Origin of the sequence: Microbacterium luteum, assembly GCF_015277875.1 — a bacterium.
Classification (GTDB): Bacteria; Actinomycetota; Actinomycetes; order Actinomycetales; family Microbacteriaceae; genus Microbacterium; species Microbacterium luteum.
Genome location: NZ_CP063814.1, coordinates 3,009,238 through 3,028,838 on the forward strand (window position 1 = coordinate 3,009,238; position 19,601 = coordinate 3,028,838).

Annotated in this window: 13 protein-coding genes; 8 read left to right on the forward strand and 5 right to left on the reverse strand. The window is 69.7% G+C overall.

The window, feature by feature from the left end; all coding sequences use genetic code 11:
• Nucleotides 1–2: 2 nt before the first annotated feature.
• On the reverse strand, nucleotides 3–1,463 hold the full coding sequence (locus tag IM777_RS14630) for a DUF1593 domain-containing protein (RefSeq protein WP_194383864.1): 1,461 nt from the start codon (nucleotides 1,461–1,463) through the stop codon (nucleotides 3–5).
• Nucleotides 1,460–2,512 (reverse strand): nucleoside hydrolase, encoded by a 1,053-nt coding sequence (locus IM777_RS14635; protein ID WP_194383865.1) that lies wholly within the window; start codon nucleotides 2,510–2,512, stop codon nucleotides 1,460–1,462. Before IM777_RS14635 ends, IM777_RS14630 begins: the two co-directional genes overlap by 4 nt.
• 121 nt (nucleotides 2,513–2,633) lie before the next feature.
• Between IM777_RS14635 and IM777_RS14640 the strand changes: the two genes are divergently transcribed.
• The 4 genes from IM777_RS14640 to IM777_RS14655 all read left to right on the forward strand — a co-directional run bounded on the left by IM777_RS14640 (nucleotide 2,634) and on the right by IM777_RS14655 (nucleotide 7,323).
• Nucleotides 2,634–3,935, forward strand: a complete 1,302-nt coding sequence (locus IM777_RS14640) for an MGH1-like glycoside hydrolase domain-containing protein (protein ID WP_194383866.1) — start codon at nucleotides 2,634–2,636, stop codon at nucleotides 3,933–3,935.
• A 131-nt stretch (nucleotides 3,936–4,066) separates the two neighbouring features.
• The gene (locus IM777_RS14645; RefSeq protein ID WP_194383867.1) at nucleotides 4,067–5,389 is read left to right on the forward strand and encodes an ABC transporter substrate-binding protein; all 1,323 of its coding nucleotides are present in this window, start codon (nucleotides 4,067–4,069) and stop codon (nucleotides 5,387–5,389) included.
• Nucleotides 5,390–5,515: 126 nt separating this feature from the next.
• Nucleotides 5,516–6,397, forward strand: coding sequence for a carbohydrate ABC transporter permease (locus IM777_RS14650; RefSeq protein WP_071045007.1), 882 nt, complete (start codon nucleotides 5,516–5,518; stop codon nucleotides 6,395–6,397).
• A gap of 14 nt (nucleotides 6,398–6,411) precedes the next feature.
• Complete coding sequence (locus IM777_RS14655) at nucleotides 6,412–7,323, forward strand: carbohydrate ABC transporter permease (protein WP_071045008.1); 912 nt, start codon at nucleotides 6,412–6,414, stop codon at nucleotides 7,321–7,323.
• 22 nt (nucleotides 7,324–7,345) lie between these two features.
• Here the strand turns inward: IM777_RS14655 and IM777_RS14660 are convergent, their stop codons facing one another.
• The 3 genes from IM777_RS14660 to IM777_RS14670 are packed head-to-tail and all read right to left on the reverse strand — an operon-like array spanning nucleotide 7,346 to nucleotide 10,239.
• Nucleotides 7,346–8,350: a LacI family DNA-binding transcriptional regulator gene (locus IM777_RS14660; RefSeq protein WP_071045009.1), complete on the reverse strand. Its 1,005-nt coding sequence runs from the start codon at nucleotides 8,348–8,350 to the stop codon at nucleotides 7,346–7,348.
• The gene (locus IM777_RS14665; RefSeq protein ID WP_194383868.1) at nucleotides 8,347–9,366 is read right to left on the reverse strand and encodes a LacI family DNA-binding transcriptional regulator; all 1,020 of its coding nucleotides are present in this window, start codon (nucleotides 9,364–9,366) and stop codon (nucleotides 8,347–8,349) included. The genes IM777_RS14660 and IM777_RS14665 overlap by 4 nt, the downstream gene beginning before the upstream one ends.
• Before the next feature lie 42 nt (nucleotides 9,367–9,408).
• Nucleotides 9,409–10,239: an NAD-dependent epimerase/dehydratase family protein gene (locus tag IM777_RS14670; protein WP_194383869.1), complete on the reverse strand. Its 831-nt coding sequence runs from the start codon at nucleotides 10,237–10,239 to the stop codon at nucleotides 9,409–9,411.
• Nucleotides 10,240–10,349: 110 nt separating this feature from the next.
• On the opposite strand from IM777_RS14670, the gene IM777_RS14675 reads away from it, so the two are divergent.
• The 4 genes from IM777_RS14675 (at nucleotide 10,350) to IM777_RS14690 (ending at nucleotide 19,595) form a co-directional block, all read left to right on the forward strand.
• Entirely contained in the window at nucleotides 10,350–11,333 is a 984-nt protein-coding gene (locus IM777_RS14675) for a sugar-binding transcriptional regulator (protein WP_194383870.1), read from the forward strand.
• 144 nt (nucleotides 11,334–11,477) lie between these two features.
• The gene (locus tag IM777_RS14680) at nucleotides 11,478–14,096 is read left to right on the forward strand and encodes an alpha-L-rhamnosidase (protein ID WP_194383871.1); all 2,619 of its coding nucleotides are present in this window, start codon (nucleotides 11,478–11,480) and stop codon (nucleotides 14,094–14,096) included.
• A 296-nt stretch (nucleotides 14,097–14,392) separates the two neighbouring features.
• The gene (locus tag IM777_RS14685; RefSeq protein ID WP_194383872.1) at nucleotides 14,393–18,055 is read left to right on the forward strand and encodes a DUF5979 domain-containing protein; all 3,663 of its coding nucleotides are present in this window, start codon (nucleotides 14,393–14,395) and stop codon (nucleotides 18,053–18,055) included.
• Between the two features lie 43 nt (nucleotides 18,056–18,098).
• Nucleotides 18,099–19,595, forward strand: a complete 1,497-nt coding sequence (locus tag IM777_RS14690; RefSeq protein ID WP_194383873.1) for an HNH endonuclease signature motif containing protein — start codon at nucleotides 18,099–18,101, stop codon at nucleotides 19,593–19,595.
• Nucleotides 19,596–19,601 lie beyond the last annotated feature (6 nt).

Genomic DNA, 19,601 nt, shown 5'->3' on the forward strand with positions numbered 1-19,601 from the left:
GGTCAGCGGACGGTGAGAATGACGCGCTGCCAGCTCGCGAGAGGGTGGGTCGGATGCCGATCACGGGCCTCGGCGATCACGTGCACCGTGGCGCCGGGCTCGGCATCGGCCGGGATGCGCACGCGCGCGCGGGCCTCACCCTCGGGTGAGTCCCCCGCCTCGAGCTCCGCGCGACGGCAGGTTCCGGCGTCGTCGAAGACCCACCAGTGCACGTCGACGCGGTCTCCGTCGGGATCGGTCGCCCGGGCGAGCAGCTCGACACTCTCCCCCGGCGCTGCCTTCCGATCGGCGGCGCCGTCGATCTCGATGCGCGGGTGGTGGTTCGCGGAACCGGCATCCGGCGTGATCGACCAGCGCAGGCGCGCGGCGAAGTCCGCCTGCGCGTCGGCGAACCATCGCGTGACCGAGTGCTCGTCGGCCTCATCGCCACCTCCGAAGATGCGCGCGTCGACCGTTGCCCACGTGTCGGGTCCGATGTCGGTGCGCTCCGCCCGCCCGCCCCACCCGCCGTAGGAGGGGTGCTCCCCCGCCCGCAGTCCCGGCACGAGCAGGTTCAGCATCGTGGTCGTGTCGCCCTCGGAGATCCACTCCCCGGCGGGCTGCGGCGGCATCCACACCCGGTAGCCGTCGGCGCGGAGTTCCTCGGCCGAGCGCCCCGAGAGGTGGAAGTAGTCGGTCGGGTCGCCGGGCACCATCTGGCGTCCGTCGCCCCACACCCGGTAGAGCGCGCCGAGCGTGCCGGCGCTCGTGACGTTCTCGCGCATCCATTCCGCCGCCAGCAGGGGGCGGTCCTCGTCGCGGATGGTCTCGCGGATCAGGTATCCCCACGCCATCGCAGCGGCCTCGGTCACGCGGATGTCGGGCCAGACGGGGAGGATGTAGTCGTCGTAGGTGGCATCCTGCGATGCGAACTTCGTCACGATCGCGCGGCGGGAGACGGATGCGCGCACTTGCGGCCACGCGGGGGTCTCGGCGTACCGCTCCTCGATCGAGCGGAGTGCGCGGGCGAGCGTGGCCGGTCCCGCCCACAGCTGGATGTGCACCGGGCGCGGGTCGTCGTCGAGCAGCGCGTCGGCGATCAGGCGAGAGCCGGGGGTGTCCGCGGACATGTCCCCCTCGAAATCGACGTTGCCGAAGCGGATGATCCCGCGGAGCGCGTCGGGGGACGGGTATCGGTCGTCGTGGACGGCGAGATTCGGGTACGCCTCGGCGTAGGCCTCGACGGCGTCATGGATGAATCGCTCGCCGGGCGCCCACCGCCACGAGGTCTGCGGTTCGGCGTATTCGCGGTCGGGCAGGAAGAATGTCGTGCCGGCGCCGTCGCCGCGCCAGTGGAAGCGGCTGCTCGCGTAGACGAGACCCTGCAGGTCGATGTCGTTCGTGTAGAGCAGCAGGCGCAGCAGGGAATTGAGGTCGTCGAGCTCGGGGTCGGCGGTGACGATCGTGCGGACGCGACCGCTCATGCGACGCCCTGCGCGGCATCCCGCCATTCGGCGAACTCGGCGAGCTTGACGAACATGTCCTCGAACATCATGCGCGTGTCGACCTGCGTGTACACGCGCATGGGTCGCGCGCCGGTGACCGCCACATACGATCCGTGGTCATCGAGAGCCGGAGTCGGCCTTTCGACGTACCGGCTCGATGACGGGTCGGGTTCGAACAGGGACTGCAGCGCAGTGAGCAGCACGAGGGGCGAGTCGCCGAGGGCGTAGGTCTCGGATGCCCCACCGAGGAACGATCCCGCCATCTCGACGATCGCGGCGATCTCGTCATAGAGGTATCGCCCGAGCGGGCCCGCCGTGGCCACCCGTCGCCGCAGCTCCGCGTCGGAGACGAGGCACTGCCGGTAGACGTCGCGCGGAACCTGCCAGATCGGAATCGCGGAGTGACCGAACACGACCTGACCGGCGACGACGTCGATGAGGAGGTTGTACTCGGTCTCCATCGCGTTCGGCGGCGGCACGGCGAGTCCCTCGTGCTCCTCTCCGCCGATCCAGATGAGGGTCATGCGCTGCGCGATCGCCGGCTCGGTCAGCAGCGCCGATGCGAGGTCGGTGAGGCCGCCGCCGGCGACGTAATACAGGGGCGAGGCGACGTCTTCGCGCATCGCCTCCGCGATGATGGCGTCGACAGCCGCCGACGGTCGAGGGGTGGCGGTGTCGGCGAGCGCCTCGTTCGATCCGCGGTGGATCACGTCGGTCGAGAGGAGCCCCATGCGTCCGAACACGTCGCGCACGATCGTCTCGGCGTTCTCGGCCGCCCGACCGGAGGGGTCGAACGGGTCGCCGTCGCGCAGGCGTGACGCGACGACGGCGCGGATGTCGACACCGGGCGAGAGGAGATGATGCACGAGCTGGTACAGATCGTCCGGGTCGCCGGAGAAGTCGTTGTCGATGATCACCCGCGCGTGCGGACCCGCGGCCGGCGGCAGCGTCCGCCACGGCGCCTCGCCCAGTCGCCAGGTCGGCGCGGCGGGCGGCGTGATCCGATCAGCGGCGGGAATGCGGGTCATCGTCGGCCTCTCGTCGTGCGTCAACGCCCTCCGAGAGTACCACCGGTTGACCGGTTTTCCGCCTGCGCGGTGCGGTCAACCGGTTGAAAGCTTTCACTCGTTCGCGCAAGAATGAGCGGACGTGCGCAGCCGCACGCCCCGACACGGAGAGACGACGATGCTCGAACGATGGATCCCCCTGCTCACCGACTACATCCACGCCCACGCCTCGGAGATGACACGAGAACCGGGGGGCGTGCTTCAGCACCCGTACATCGTTCCCTCGAGCCCGCACTCGCCCCTGTACTCCGATGCGCTGTGGGACTGGGATTCCTGGACGATCAGCATCGCCCTCGGGCAGGTCGAGGTCGACACCGATCGCGTCGGGCACTACTTCGAGTACGAACGCGGCGCCATCGTGAACTTCCTCGAGCACAGCGACGAAGACGGCGTGATGCCGATCCAGCTGAGCCCGAAAGGGTCGCTGACCCACGGCGACGCGGGCCGGGAGGGCGGATTCCGGCAGAACATGCACAAGCCGGTGCTCGCTCAGCACGCGGCGATGCTGTCGCAGCGCACGGGCTCGGCGGAGTGGGCGCGGCCGCATCTGTCCGCCATCACCCGCTTCCTGGAACGGTACGTCGAGAGCCACGTGCACACCGAGACGGGATTGGCCTACTGGCAGACCGACTTCGCCGTCGGCGTCGACAACGACCCCTCGGTGTACTACCGGCCCGACGCGAGCACCGCGGCGGTCTACCTCAACGCCCTGCTGTACCGGGAGTTCCTCGCCTTCGGTTACCTGCTCGAGCAGACCGGTGACCTCGACTCCGCGAACCGTTGGCGTGGCCGTGCGAGCGACCTCGCGGACGCCCTGCACCGCCACGCCTGGGATGAGCGCGACGGCACGTTCTACAGCGTCGATCTCACCCTTCGGCCGATCGACGCCGACGACTGGCTCCATCGCGGAGCTCCGCGGCACTGGTCTTCCCTTCCGCTGCGAATCGACAACTGGTCGAGTTTCCTGCCGATGTGGGCGGGCATCGCCACCGCCGAACAGGCCGCCCGCATGGTCGAGCGCTACCGCGACGACCGCACCTTCCGCGCCCCCTACGGCATCCGCACGCTCTCGCGGTTGGAGAAGATGTACGACCTGCGCGCCTCGAACAACCCCTCCAACTGGCTGGGCCCCGTATGGGGCATCAGCAACTACCTCACCTTCCGCGGCCTCGTGCGGTACCGCTACCTCGACGACGCCCGCGAGCTCGCGGAGAAGACGGTGCGCCTGTTCGGCCAGGATCTTGACGCCAACGGATCACTCCACGAGTACTACAACCCCGATAACGGCGACCCGATCATCACGCACGGATTCCAGAACTGGAACTTCCTCGTCCTCAACATGATCGCTTTCCTCGAGGGCCGTCGCGCCGTCGCAGAGTTCTGAGCGCAGCGCGGCATGCGAACATATTGTGACGTTTCAGTAACACGGCCCCGCGACGTTGACAGCCCGCCGAACAGTGACCTAGCATCATATTGAAACGTCTCAAAGACGATGTCACCTTTCAAGGAGGAAACGTGTCCACAGCAACGCGCCGGGGTACCCGAACCCCGCTGAGAAGCCTCGCTGCCGTCGCCGGCGTCAGTGCCCTCATCCTCACCGGCTGCGCGGCCGGTGACAACGGCGGAGGGGAAGCGAGCAACCCCGAAACGCTCGAGTTCCTGAAGAACGCCGAGAACACCACCACCGAGCCGGTGCTGCAGGCCCTCGCCGACGGCGGCGTGTGCGCCGACGCCAACGAGGCCGCCCCGCTCGAGATCAACTCCATCCCCCAGGCCGAGCTCGACGCCCAGGTGCAGCTGCTCGCCACCCAGGACAGCCTGCCGCCGATGTTCTCGGCCGGCGGAAACCCCGCGGAGGGTCAGAAGCTCTGGGACGCCGGCTACCTCGTCGACTTCGACGAGGCCCTCACCGAGCTGGGTGTGCGGGACAAGATCGCCGAGGGAGCGGTCTCGACCATCGAGAAGCTTTACGGCGGGGCCTTCAACTTCCTGCCCTTCCAGTACAACATCGAGGGCATCTGGTACAACAAGGCCGTCTTCGAAGAGAACGGCTGGGAGATCCCCGAGACCTGGGACGACCTGCTCGCCGTATCCGCCGAAGCGGCTGCCGCCGGCTACACCCCCCTCGCCGCCTCGGGCGAGCAGGGCTGGCCGCTGACCCGCCTCATCAGCGGGTACATCTTCCGCGATCTCGGCCCCGACGCGATGCAGAAGGTCGCCGACGGAGACGCCAAGCTCACCGACCCCGAGTACGTCGCCGCCGCCCAGGCCGTCGCCGACCTCGGAGCCGACGGCTACTTCGGCGACAATGTCGCCTCCCTCGACTACGACGCCGCGACCAACGAGTTCCTCACCGGCAACGCCGCGATGATGTACATGGGCAGCTGGCTGCTGGGCAACATCAACGGCGAGGGCAACGCGATCGGCGCCGACAACGTCGGATTTTTCCCGTTCCCCACCGTCTCCGGCGGCGCCGGCTCGATCGAGGAGTACCCGTCGAACGTCGGCCTGCCCGCCACCTTCAACGCCTCCACCTACTCGGCTGACAACAGCGTCGGCGCGTGGCTCGAATGCATCGCCTCCGGCTACGGCGACGAGGCCCTCAAGCAGGGCCAGATCACCGGCTTCATCGCCGATGAAGAGGTCGAGCTGCCCGCCATCTCGCAGGAGATCGCCGACACCATCTCCACCGCGACCGACAGCGTGCTGTGGTTCGAGGCACTGTTCAACGCCAAGGCATCGAACGTCTCGTCGACCAACGCGGCGCTGCTGGTGACCGGCCAGCTCTCGGCGGACGAGTTCATGAACCTCGTCCAGACGGCTCTCGACGAGGGCTGATCACCGCCCTCCCGGTGCGCCCGACATTCCGGACGCACCGGGAGGCTTCCCCCCGTCGGCCCGTCGTTCCGGCAGGATCCGTCACAGCCCCCCCCCCCCCCCCCCGAACACGAAAGGCCGTACGAGATGAAGTCCGTCCTCGGCGACCGCAGAGCCATCCTGCTTCTGCTCACCCCGGCACTGGTGGTGTACACCCTCATCATCGTCGTTCCGGTCTTCTGGTCGTTCGGCCTCACCTTCTTCACCGGCGGCATCCTCGAAGGCTTCAGCTTCACGGGGCTGTCGAACTTCGAAAGACTCTTCCGCGACCCGTACGTGCTGGACGCCCTGTGGTTCACCCTCAAGTACGCGTTCCTCGTCACCGCCCTGCAGGTGGTGGTCGGATACGGACTCGCGCTGCTGTATCACTTCGTCCTCAAGAAGTCGTCGGTGGTGGTTCGCACGCTCGTCTTCTTCCCGGTCGTGCTGCCCACCGTCGCCATCGCGATCCTCTACCAGAAGCTCTTCCAGTCGGCTCCGTCCGACGGCCTCGTCAATGAGCTGCTCGTGAACGTCGGACTCTCCGGCATCGACTGGCTGGGCGCCGGCGACACGGCATTCGTCGTGATCGTCATCATGGACGTCTGGCGTTCGGTCGGCTTCTACGGCGTGCTCATCTTCTCGGGCCTGCTCGACATCCCCGACGACATCATCGAATCCGCGCGCATCGACGGAGCCAAGACCTGGAGCCTGCTGCGCAACATCGTGCTGCCCATGTCGCTGCCCATTCTGTTCGCGTCGTTCATCTTCTCCATCAACGGCACGATCAAGGTCTTCGACTCCGTCTTCGCCCTCACCGGCGGAGGCCCGGGCAATTCGACGACCCCGCTCACGCTGTACATGTACCGCACCGCGTTCCAGTTCAGCGACTTCGGATACGGCTCCACGATCGCACTCCTGCTGACGATCATGTGCCTCATCCTGACCCTGGCCATCTTCCGCTCGTCGCGCCGCGACAACACGGTCTGAAAGGAGCACCGACGATGACGACACTCGACGCCCAGACGACCGCGGTGCCCACACCCCGCGCGTTCCAGCCCCACCGGCGCACGCCCGCCGAACGCGTCCGCCACGTGCTCCGACGACTGCCCGCCTGGTTGACGATCGCCTTCCTCGTGGTGGTGACCGCCTATCCGCTGCTGTGGATGGTCATCAACTCGTTCAAGTCGAACGCCGACTTCCTCAACAACCCCTCCTACACGTTCCCCGAGGTGTGGGAATGGTCGAACTACATCACCGCATGGGAGACGGGCAACCTGTCCACCACGATCACCAACTCGGTGATCGTCACGCTGCCCTCACTCGCCCTCATCGTGCTGCTCGGCACGGCGGCGGGCTTCGCGCTCGAGGTGCTCGTGTTCAAGGGCCGCGGCGGCATCCTGCTGCTGTTCCTGGCGGGCATCATGATCCCGCTGCAGATGATCGTGCTGCCGCTGTTCAACATGTTCTACGCCCTCGGCGTGAACAACTCCTACCTGCCGATGATCCTCATCTACACCGCCAGCGGGCTGCCGCTGACGGTGTTCATGATGGCGACGTTCTTCCGTGCGATCCCGCGCGAGATCTTCGAGGCGGCCACCATCGACGGCGCGTCGATGATCCGCGCATTCTTCTCGATCGGCTTCCCGATGATGCGCAACGCCGTGGTCACCGTCGCGATCGTGCAGTTCTTCCTCATCTGGAACGACCTGCTCATCGCCCTGATCTTCGGCGGCAAGAAGAGCCTGAACACGATCCAGGTCGGTCTGTTGAACTTCTCCGGCGAGTACGGCGCGATCAACTACGGTCCGCTGTTCGCCGCGATCTGCATCACGACCTTCGGCATCCTCGTGCTCTACCTCTTCCTGAATCAGCGGATCATGAAGGGGCTCGCAGCCGGCGCGGTGAAGGGCTGACCCGACCGCTCGTCTCGACGGATCAGGGGGCCGAGCTCGCACGGACGACGAGTTCGGGCCGGTAGCGGATGATCCGCTCCCCGTCGGCAGCGCCCTCGATCTCGCGCAGGAGGAGTTCGACGGCGGTACGCCCGATGGCCGACGCCGGTTGACGGATCGAACTCAGCGGCACGACGGTGGCCGACGCGAAGTCGATGTCGTCGTATCCGATGAGGGCGATGTCGCCCGGTACGCGGATGTCCGACATCAGGGCGAAGGCCTGAAGGAGTCCGACCGCGAGCAGGTCGTTGGCGGCGAAGACGGCGTCCGGCCGGTCGCCCGCGGCCATCGCCACGATGCGCTCACCGGCCGCACGACCCTGAAGCACGGTGAGGGCTGCGACCTCCACCGTCTCGAGCGTCGCCTCCGGCACCTCGCGCACCGCTCGGCGGGCACCCTCGAGCCGGTCTGCGACCTGGCGGATCGAGGGCGATCCACCGACGAAGACGACACGTCGGCGACCCTGTGCGAGAAGGTGCGCGACGGCGAGATAGCCACCTTCGACGTCGTCGACCGCGACGGACGCGAGACCCGATCCGGGTGCGTCGTGGTCCACGAGCACGACGGGGATGCCCGCGGTGCGCAGTCTCTCGAGCTTCGGGATGTCGTCGCCGGCCGGGGTGATCAGAACCCCGTTCACCCGCTGCTCGCGGAAGAGGTCGAGGTAGGCGTCCTCGCGTGCGGGCGCCTCGTCGGTGTTGCCCAGCAGCACGACCATGCCCGCCTCTCCGGCACGATCCTCGGCGCCGCGGGCGACGTCGGCGAAGAACGGGTTCGCGGCGTCGAGCACGACGAGGCCGATGCTGCGGCTGCGGCCGGCGCGCAGCTGCCGCGCGGCGTCGTTGCGCACGAAGCCGAGCTCGTCGATCGCCGCCGTCACGCGCCTGACGGTGCTCTCGGCCACCTTCTCCGGGCGATTCAGCACATTCGACACGGTGCCCACCGACACCCCCGCAGCTGCGGCGACTTCCTTGATGCTGACGCTCATGGCCTCACGAATCCCGCGCTGCTGGTACGCACGACGAGGTCGGGGGCGAAGACCTTGTGCGGGTCAGGGACGGGCTTGCCGCCCCGGGCGATCGCGTCGAACAGCAGATCGACGATGGCTTCGCCGAACCCCTCGTGCCGACCGCGAATGCTGCTCAGCGGGATGAGCGACGCCTCACCGAACTGGGTGTCGTCGAACCCGACCAGGGCGAGCTCCCGCGGCACGTCGACGCCCGCGGCCGACAGCTCGTGGAGGATGCCCAGGCCCAGCAGATCGTTGGCGGCGAAGACGCCGTGCGGACGTTCGGCGGGCGGCCGTGCGGCGATCATCCTGCCGACCTCGCGACCACCGGGAATCGTGCGATCGGGCATGTCGATCACCTCGAGCGAGACGGCCGCGGTGCGGGCGGCGCTGCTGGCGCCGGCGATGCGGTCGGCGATCTGCGGCACGGTCAGGGGGCCCCCGACGAAGGCGATGCGACGACACCCGATGTCGATGAGGTGCTGCAGCGCCTGGTGACCGCCGGACACGTCGTCGATCGACACCGACGGCTGGGTGGCGAACCGGGCCCGCTGGCCCACGAGCACGGACGGCGTGCCGCGTTCGCGCACCTGCGCGAGCCGCTCCTCGATCGGCTGATGGGAGGCGACGATCAGCCCTCGCACCTGGTGCTGTTCGAAGACGTGGAGGTAGGCGTCCTCACGCTCCCGGCTGCGGTGGGAGTTCGCGATGAGCACCGAGACGCCGCGCGCGTCTGCGTGCATCTCGACGCCCTCCGCGATCTCGGCGAAGTGCGGATTGCTGACGTCGGGCACCATGTAGCCGAGCAGCGTGCTCACCCCGAGACGAAGCTGGCGACCGGCGATACTCGGCACGAATCCCAGAGAGTCGATCGCCGCGCGGATGCGCGCGGACTTCTCCGGCGAGACCCGCTCGGGGTGGTTCAGGTAGTTCGAGACGGTGCCGATCGCCACATCGGCAGCGACCGCGACGTCGCGGATGCCCGGTCGTGACATGCGCTCCCCTCGCGACGTAGGCCGTGGCACGACAGTAGCCGATCAGCGCCAGTCGTGACGCGCGGCGAAGCCGAGCCGGTCGCGGATCTTCCTCGTCGACATGAGGGATTCGTGCTCCCCCAGGTCATCGGCGACCGGCGTGCCGGGGAACCACCGTGCGGCGAGCTCGCGTGAGGGCATGGCGCAGCCCGATTCCGGGGCCGCGACGTTGTAGACCTCGAACCCCGGTCGGGCGTCGGCGAGAGCGAGGGCGACCGCTTCGGCACCGTCGCGCGCATCGATCCAGGACCCGAGGAGGTCGCGGCGGTAATCGGGCTCGCCCGCGCGGTCGAAGGTGTCGTACTCGTCGGCGGCGACGACGTTCGTGAACCGCAGCGCCGTGATGGAGGTCCCCGGCGCCCACCCGACGATCTGTGCGGCAATCGCCTCCTCGGCGACCTTGCCCAGCCCATAGGTGTTGTGCGCGCGGGTGAAGGTCTCGTCCACGGGGAGCGCCGGCGGGGCCTGATCGAAGGGGAATCCCATGGCGGTGATGCTCGACGCGGAGACGATGGTGCGGATCCCCGCGCGGTGGGCGGCGAAGAGCACGTGGAAGCTCACGGACATGTTGTTGTCGAAGGCGGCCGCGTCGGGCACGAGTCCGTTCACGGGGATCGCCGCCAGGTGCACGATGGCGTCGAGTCCGCCGTGGCGGGCGGTCACGCCGAGGAAGGCGTCCAGGGTCTGGCCGTAGTCGGTGAAATCCACGCGCGTGAAGCCGACACCCGCCGGCCCTTGCAGGTCGAAGCCGACGACCTCGTGACCGTCGGAGCGCAGGCGTTCGACGGTGGCCCGCCCGAGCTTTCCGCCGCTTCCGGTAACCCCGATGATCATCCCGACTCCCTCGTCCCGGCATCGCCTGCTGTTGAAACGTCACAATTCTAGCGCGCCAGCCCACACCGCAGCGAGCGCGGCTGCGAATAAACTTGCAAGCCGGGAGGATCATGTCGGCGCACTACGGCTCGTCGCTCGATGTCCATCTCCGCCAGTTGACCAAGGTGGCGGTGATGTATCACGAGCGCGGCATCCGCCAGGCCCAGATCGCAGAGACCCTCGGGATCTCCCAGGCGAAGGTCTCGCGATCGCTCAAGCGTGCCGAGGACCTGGGGATCATCCGCACCATCGTCTCGATCGCCCCGGGACTGCACCCCGACCTCGAGGCTCGCCTGGAGACGACTTTCGGGCTGGATGAAGCGGTCGTCGTCGATATCGAGGACGCCGACCGCGACGATGCCGCCGCTGTCATGGGCGGAATCGGCAGCGCCGCAGCCTCCTACCTCGAGGAGACGTTCGCCGCCGGCGAGCGCATCGGGATCTCCTCGTGGAGCCGCACCCTCCTCGCGACGGTGGATCGCATGCGACCGCTGCGCACCCCGATCGGCGGTCACATCGTGCAACTCCTCGGAGGACGGGGCTCGAGCGAGGCCCAGGCGCAGTCGCACCGCCTGGCGGGAGACCTGGCGCGCCTGATCGGCGCCGTCCCGTCCTACGTCCAGGCCCCCGGCGTGGTCGCCGATGCGAGCCTGCGCGAACGCCTCTTGGAAGACCCCGGTCTGGCAGCCGTCACCGCGCAGTGGCGGGAACTGACGACGGCGGTGGTCGGTATCGGAGATGTCCGACCGTCCGCCCTCCTCGCCGACAGCGGGAACGCGTACGGCCCGGGCGAGCTCGAGGCGCTCCTCGCCGACGGCGCGGTCGGTGACATCTGCCACCGCGTGTTCCGCGCGGACGGCTCGGTCATCCATGGGCCTCTCGACGAGCGGACGATCTCCATTCCCGCCGAGGAGTTCCGCCGCATCCCTCGCCGCATCGGCGTCGCCGGCGGACCCCACAAGCGTGAACCGATCCGGGGAGCGCTCGCCGGCGGCTGGGTCACCGTTCTCCTCACCGACGTGCACACCGCACGCGACCTCATCGAGGGCGCTTGAGCCCGACCGCGTGACGCAGCGACGGCGGGCTTCGTCGACGCGCGCACTTTCGTCCGTTATATTGAAACGTACCAACTCGCGAATGGTGGACGTCGTCGATGACGCGGCCTGCGAGCTTGAAACGTTACGAATCACAGAGGATCCATGAACGTCACTGTCGCGGCACCCCGCATCGAGCACCATCGCGATCCGCTCGGGATCGGCGAGGCAGCTCCGCGCATCTCCTGGCGCATCAGCGACGCGCCGACCGGATGGACGCAGAACTCCTACCGCCTGCTCATCGAGCGCGAGTCCGGCAGCCGCGCGCACGAGGTCGCGGGCGACGATCAGGTTCTCGTGCCGTGGCCCGAGTCGCCTCTCGCCTCTCGCGAGCGCGCCGTCGTGCGCGTGCAGATCGCCGGCGCCGACGGCCTCTGGAGCGATCCCTCACCGGCCCGCACGGTCGAGGCGGGCCTTCTCGAGCCGACGGACTGGACCGCCCGACCCGTCGGCGCACGTCGGCTCGAGCCGCGCGAGTCCGACGAGCGGCGTCCGTCGCTGGTGCGCCGCTCGTTCACCGTCGACGGCGAGGTCGTGCGAGCACGCCTCTACGCCTCAGCGCACGGACTCTACGAGGCCGAACTCAACGGCCGCCGCGTCGGCGACGACACCCTCTCCCCGGGGTGGACCTCCTACGACTCGCGCCTGCGGTATTACACCTACGACGTCACCGACCTTCTCGCACCGGGAGAGAACGCCATCGGCGCGTGGCTGGGCGACGGCTGGTATCGCGGACGCGTCGGCTGGTACGAGGGCTTCCGCAACGTCTTCGGCGAGGACCTCTCCTTCCTCGGACAGCTCGAGATCACCTACGCCGACGGCCGTCGCGAGACGATCGCGACGGACAGCACGTGGCGCACCGCCGCCTCGCCGATCCTGCGCTCCGGCATTTACGACGGCGAAGACTACGACGCGCGGCTCGAGCACGACGGATGGAGCTCCCCCGGCTTCGACGACTCCGCCTGGGAGCAGGCCGCGGTGCGCTGGCGTGACCCGGCGACCCTCGTGGCACCCACCGCCCCTCCCGTGCGCTGCACCGAGGAGCGGCGGCCGGTCGAGGTGCTCACCTCGCCGAGCGGCGCCCGCATCCTCGACTTCGGACAGAACGTCGCGGGCCGCGTGCGCCTGCGCGTTTCCGGGCCGGCCGGCGCGACCGTGCGCCTGCGCACCGCCGAGGTGCTGCAGGACGGCGAGATCTACACACGTCCGCTGCGCTCGGCGCGCTCGAGCGACCACTACACCCTCGCCGGGCGCAGCGTGGAGGAATGGGAGCCCCGGTTCACCTTCCACGGCTTCCGGTACGTCGAGGTCGACGGGTGGCCGGGCGACTTCGACGCCGATGTCGCCGCCGGCGCCCTCGTCGCCCGCGTTCTGCACACCGACCTCGAGCGCACCGGGTGGTTCTCCGCCTCTGACCCCGACGTCCAGAAGCTGCACGACAACGTGGTGTGGGGGATGCGCGGAAACTTCGTCGACATCCCCACCGACTGTCCGCAGCGCGACGAGCGCGCCGGCTGGACCGGCGACATCCAGGTCTTCGGCCCCACCGCGTCGTTCCTCTACGACGTCTCGGGCATGCTCAGTGGATGGCTGCGCGACGTCGAAGCCGATCAGCTGCCCGACGGCACGGTGCCCTGGTACGTGCCGGTCATCCCGTCGCACCGCATGTGGACCCCCATCCGGCCGGGTGCCGCGTGGGGCGATGTGGCGACGATCCTGCCGTGGACCCTCTATCAGCGCTTCGACGACGCCGGCGTCGTGCAGCGGCAGTTCGACAGCGCGCGACGCTGGGTCGACCTCGTCGAGAAGCTCGCCGGCGAAGACCGGCTGTGGAACGAGGGCTTCCAGCTCGGCGACTGGCTCGATCCCGCCGCGCCGCCGGAGGATCCCGCGGATGCGCAGACCGATCGCTACCTGGTCGCGACGGCCTACTTCGCCCGATCGGCGCGCATCGCGTCGTGGATGGCGGCGCTCCTCGGCGACGAGACGGCAACCGCGCACTACGCCCGCCTCGCCGACGAGGTGGATGCGGCCTTCGCCGACGCCTACGTACTGCCCGACGGTCGCATGACCAGCGACGCCCAGACCGCCTACGCGCTCGCGCTCGCGTTCGACCTCATCCCGGATGCGCCCCGCCGCGAGGCGGCGGGACGACGCCTCGGCGAACTCGTGCGCGCGGCGCAGAACCGCATCTCCACCGGCTTCGTCGGCACACCGCTCGTCTCGGACGCCCTCTCCGGAGCGGGTGAGCTGGACACGGCGTACGCGGTGCTGCTGGAGAAGGAGTGCCCCTCCTGGCTGTACCAGGTCGGCAAGGGAGCCACGACGGTGTGGGAGCGATGGGACTCGATGCTTCCCGACGGCACGGTCAACCCCGGCGCGATGACCTCCTTCAACCACTACGCGCTGGGAGCGGTGGCCGACTGGCTCCACCGGGTGGTCGCAGGCCTGGCGCCGGACGCCGCGGGGTATCGGCGCATCCGCTTCGCCCCGCGCCCCGGCGGCGGGCTCACCTCGGCGAGCGCGCGCCACCTCACGCCCTACGGCGAGACGGCTATCGCGTGGCGCATCGACGGCGATCTGCTGCACGCCGAGATGACGGTTCCGGTCGGGGCGACGGCGGTGATCGACCTGCCCGGCGCCGCGCCGGAGACGGTCGGCCACGGAACGCACCCGCGCACGGTGGCGCTCGTCGCTCCCGCCACGGTCGCGGCCCCCGCCTGATCCGCGTCGCCGCCTGATCCGCGTCGGGGTGCCCCGGGTCATGCTCAACGCCGGCGAGCGTCTCCTCGGCAGGTCGCCGGCGCCTGCAACCGGCACAGGAGAGGAGATCAGGCCTCCAGAGGTCGATTCCGGGCTCCTGGTCCTCTGGAAGGCGTTTCTCCTCCGTAAGCGTGCGGGTCTCGGACGCCGGGCCCGGTCTCGTGCCGCCCAGGGTTCCGGTATCGAGACCGCTGCGGTACCGTCGTCGCGACGACGCTCCCGTGCACCGAGGGATGCGCGACACCTCGAAGGACGCCATGCCTCACACCGCTCGGTCCCGCATCCGCTCGATCGTGGCCGGCGCGGTCGCGACCGCCCTCGTCGCCACCGGCGCCACCGTCGCGACCGCCGCAGCGCCGCCGGCGCCGGCTCAGGCGGCATACCCCGACACCTTCAACCCGTTCGCGTTGAACGGCGGCTTCACCGTCTACGCCCGCGAAGACCTCACGATGGGCAACGACGAGACCGAGGGCAGTCTCGCGGCCGGGGGCGTCGCCACCAAGCCGGGCGACGGGCAGTACACGATCATCCACGTCGCCGCCGGAACGGCCGACTACACGCTGCCGACCGTCGACGGCGACCCGACGCGGCTGCTCGTCGGCGAGTACAGTCCCGGCAGCGGCGGCATCCTCGCGATCACGAGTGCCGGCACGTCGGACCCGTCTCTGCAGGGCGACCTCAAGATGGTGCAGCGCGACGGACCGTTCCAGGCCTTCACGCGCGCCGACTGGCTGCGGCTGAACACGAACCCGGCCAACCCCGACCAGACGCCGCTCATCGACGCGACCGCTCAGGTCTACCCCGAGGATGCCGCTCCCCCCGCCTCGGCAGCGGGCGACGGCAGCATCTACACGGCCGACACGTCTGCCACCGCCGTCGCCGACTACGTGGAGGCGAACCGTCAGGCCGACTACGACCAGGCCGCCGCGTGTCTCGATGAGATCGCCGATCCCACCCTGGACCTCGGCTATCCGGTCGGCGTGGCCGAAGACGCCGGTTCGCGCAAAGTGCTCGAGCCGCTCAGCGCCGATCGACCGAACGTCGTCGACTACAGCGAGATCGCCGGTGCGGCGCTGCTGCAGTTCTCCGCCGGTCCGACTCCGGGTGCCGCGAATCCGCTGATCATTCGCGTTCCCGCCGGCACCACCGACGTCGTCGGCCTGCGCATCGACCCGCAGGGCACCTACTCGCCGTACACCTTCTGGGACCTCTCGGCGCTCACCGGCGACGTCTCGGTTACCGCCGCCGAGGGCCGGATCGACGGATCCATCTACGCGCCGAACGCGAACGTCACCGTCGACGCGGCACCGCTGGACGGGCAGGTGATCGGTCAGAACGTCGTGCTCGAGGGCGGCGAGGTGCACTCGTTCCTCTTCGCCGGCGAGATCGCGTGCGCGGCGGACAGCGGCTCGTTCCGGGTGCAGAAGGCGCTCGAGGGCATCGCCGAGGACGACCTGCCCGCAGGGACGACGTTCACCGTGTCATGGACCGCCACCGAGCCCGACGGAACCGAGCTCACCGGATCCCTCGACGTGCCGGCAGACGGGGGCTGGGTCGACCCCGGCGAGCAGTTCCCGATCGGCACCGAGATCGTCTTCGACGAGATCGCCCCGCCGTCGGTCCCCGGCTATGAATGGGGCTCGCCGACGATCGCGCCCGACAGCATCACCGTCGGCACCGGCACCGCGGACATCGTCGTCACCAACACCGCGACCGCTCTCGTCGGCACGTTCGAGGTGACGAAGTCGGTGCAGACCACCGACGGGTCGACCCCGGCGCCGCCGGCCGGCACGGTGCCGGTGACATGGACGGCGTCGTTCGGCGGCGAGCAGATCGCCGAGGGCACGCTCGAGGTTCCGCTGGACGGAACGCCCGCGCCCGTCGGACAGGACTTCCCCGTCGGCACCGAGATATCGCTGGACGAAGACCTGTCCGGCGTCACGCCGCCTCCCGGGTACGACTGGACCGGCGCGAGCTGGGACCCCTCGGCGACGTTCGAGATCGACGACACGTCGACGGTCGCCGTCTCGCTCGTGAATCTCCTCACCCCCGAATCCGCCGACCGCACGGTCACCCTGGTGAAGTCAGCCAGCGGAGACGCCGCCGACGATCGGTTCGGCTACGAGGTCAGCTACAACACCGATCCGGCCGGGGAACGCACGACGCGCGACCTGCCCGTGGGCGATCCCGAGACGCTCGACGACCTCGAGACCGACGCCGATGCGATCGCCCTCGCCGAGCTCGTGCCGACGCTCGACGGGAGTCCGACCGACGCGGACGCGTGGGAGCTGCCGACCTTCACCGTCACGACCGACGACGGCGAACCGCAGACGTTCACCCCCGAGAACTTCGAGGGCGCCGGTCCGCTCGACGGCGCGATCGTCGAGATCCCGATCGCCGAGAGCGGCGACATCGTCATCGAGATCTCGAACACCCTGCAGGAAGGCACTTTCGCCCTCAGCAAGGCCTTCGCCGGCATCGACGGCGCGAACCTTCCCGCCACCATCGGCTTCGCCGTCGCGTGGACTGCACAGACGCCGCTCGGCGATGTCGTCACCGGCACCGTGCGCCTTCCGGCCGACGGCACAGCGGTCTCGCCGCTCGATGACGAGGGGCAGCCGGTCACATTCCCGGTCGGGACCGAGGTCACCTTCGTCGAGCAGACACCTCCCGGTGTGGGATGGATCGACTGGGGAGACCCCGTCGTCTCCCCGGAGCCGCTCGTCATCGTCGGCGACGACGAGCCCGTCGCGACCGCGACGCTCACCAACTCCGCGACCCTGCGCACGAGCACCTTCCAGGTGGTCAAGCGCTTCGCGGGCATCGACCCCGGAGATGTGCTCGCCGGATCCTTCACCGTCGAGTACACGGCGTATCAGCCCTTCGCGGGCATCGCGACGGGCTCGATCGAGGTTCCCGCCGACGGAACCCCGGCGGGACCGACCGTCGACGGCGAGCCGGTGCAGTTCCCGGTGGGCACGGCGGTGCGCCTGGCCGAGGTCGAGCCCGACGCCTCGGCGCTACCGCCGAACTACGCGTGGGCCGAGGCGACCTGGAACCCCTCCGCCTTCCTGCTTGTGCGACCAGGCGTCGTGGCGGAGCGGGAGCTGGTGAACTCCGTGTCCGAGCTCGCCCGCTTCTCGGTGGAGAAGGCGGTCAGCGGTGACGCCGCGGACCTCGTGCCGGCCGACACCACGTTCCCGGTCGAGTGGTGGCTCGGCCTGCAGTCGCAGGATCCGTTGAACGCCGGCATCGGTGCGCCGGCGGTGTCGCCGTATCTGCCGGTCGGTTCGACGGTGGAGCTGCGCGAAGGGGATCTCCCTGAGATCGACGGTGTCGAGTGGGGCGCCGTGTCCTGGACCGCCGCGGGCGAGCCGGTGCCGACGACCCCGGGCGGACTCGTGGCCTTACGCGTGGACGGCGATCCGGAACCGCTCGCCCTGGTCATGACGAACACCGCGTCGACCGAGCCGACCGGAGGGTTCACGGTGACGAAGACGCTCACCGGCGGAGCCGCATCCGAGGTGCCTACCGACACCGCCTTCACGATCGAGTACATCGTCGACGACGGCGAGGCGCAGACGTCGCAGGTGGCGGCGGGCGAGACGGTCGAGGTGGTGGATGTGCCCGCCGGCGCGACCGTGCGGCTGCGCGAGCTCGCACCGCCGTCCGTCGAGGGCGTGGCTTGGGGTGCAGCGACGTGGAGCATCGACGGCGAGGAGCTGACCCCGGACGCGGACGGCTGGGTGACGACGACGGTGGATGCCGGCGCGACACTCGCCTTCTCGCTCGTCAACACGGCCGCTCCGGGCGCGCTTCCGGTGACCGGCGGCTCGGGGGTGATCCCCCTCCTTCCGGTGCTGGCGGTGATCGCCGTGGCGATCGGCGCGGGGCTCGTCGTGCGGCGGCGGATGGCGTGAGCGGTCGCCGGGCGATGTCGGAGGTATGTTCGATAATGGAGGCATGCTCGAAGCGCTCGACACCCTGACCGATCTGAAGGATCGGCTCAGCGCGCTCGTGCCCGGCGCCTCCGACGAGTTGGTCGCCGGTGCCGCCACCGACGGCGAACTTCTCGGCGTGCTGCAGGTGCTCGGCGACGTGTCCCGCCAGGTCGATGCGCTGATCGTGGCCTCCACCGTTCAGGCTCAGTCGGCCTCGACCGGCGGTCACGACGAGAAGCTGACCACCCGGCTCGGCTGCGCGAACGTGGGCGACCTGCTGCGCCGCACGACCCGGTGCGACAAGAAGCAGGCGGGCGTGTGGACCGCGGCGGCTGCGGCGTTCCCGCACGAGGTGTCCCTGACCTCGGGCGAGCCCCTGCCCGGTGCGTTCCCCGCCATGCGGGCGGCGATGCGCGACGGCGCCGTGTCGGCCGCCGGAGTCGTGGCCGCCACGGCGCGCCTGCGCGCGGCGTCGGCTCGTATCGACCCGGCGGGAATGCACCTGGCAGATCGCGTTCTCGCCGCGGCCGCGCGCGGCATCCGTTCCGACGACCTCGACGAGCACGGCGAGCCCGTGACCGATGCGCCCGCGGAGCATCCTCCGATGGACGCGTGGGAACTGCGCACGCTCGCCGATGCCCTCGTCGACCGCCTCGATCAAGACGGTGCCGCGCCCTTCGAGGAGCGCGCGCTCCGCGACCGTGGGCTGTGGGTCGGTGTACGCGGGCGCGACGGTCTTATTCCGGTGCGCGGCGAGCTCCTGCCCGAGGTGGCCGGGCAGTTGCAGATACTCATCGACGCCGTGTTGAATCCGCACGGTCCGGAGCGCGCGCCGGGACCGCGCTTCACCGACGACGCGGCGGAACGATCCGCCGAAGAGCCGGCCGTACACGACGACCGCACGGTGTCGCAGCGCCAGCACGATGCATTCGCCGTTGCGCTCGGCATCGCGGCGCGAGCCGCCGACGCTCCCACGATCGGTGGCGCGGCACCCACGCTGGTCGTTTCGGTGAGCGCTGAGGATCTAGCCGCGGGTCGCGCCGCCCATATCGACGGCATCGGCGCAGTGCCGGTCGCGGTCGCCCACCAGGTGGCGTGCGGCGGAACGGTGCAGCGCGTCGTGCACGACCCGAGGGGCAAGATCATCGACCTCGGCTTCAGCGGCCGCATCTTCAGCGCGGCCCAGCGGCGGGCGATCATCGCGCGCGACGGATCGTGCATCATTCCCGGATGCCCGGTGCCCGCGCGCTGGTGCGAGGTGCACCACGTCGACGAGCACGCCCGGGGCGGCCCGACCCACGTCGACAACGGCGTGCCGCTGTGTTTCTTCCACCACCGCACGCTGGAGCGATCGGGGTGGGAGATCGTCATGCGAGACGGTGTGCCGCACGTGCGCGGTCCCGCCTGGTGGGATCCGCAGCGACGTTTCCGACCGGCATCGAAAGCCCCAGGCCACGCGGCTCCGAGTCGCTCACCCCGTCGCGGCAGTCCCGCCCGCGCGCGAGCCGACACCGGATAGCCCGCC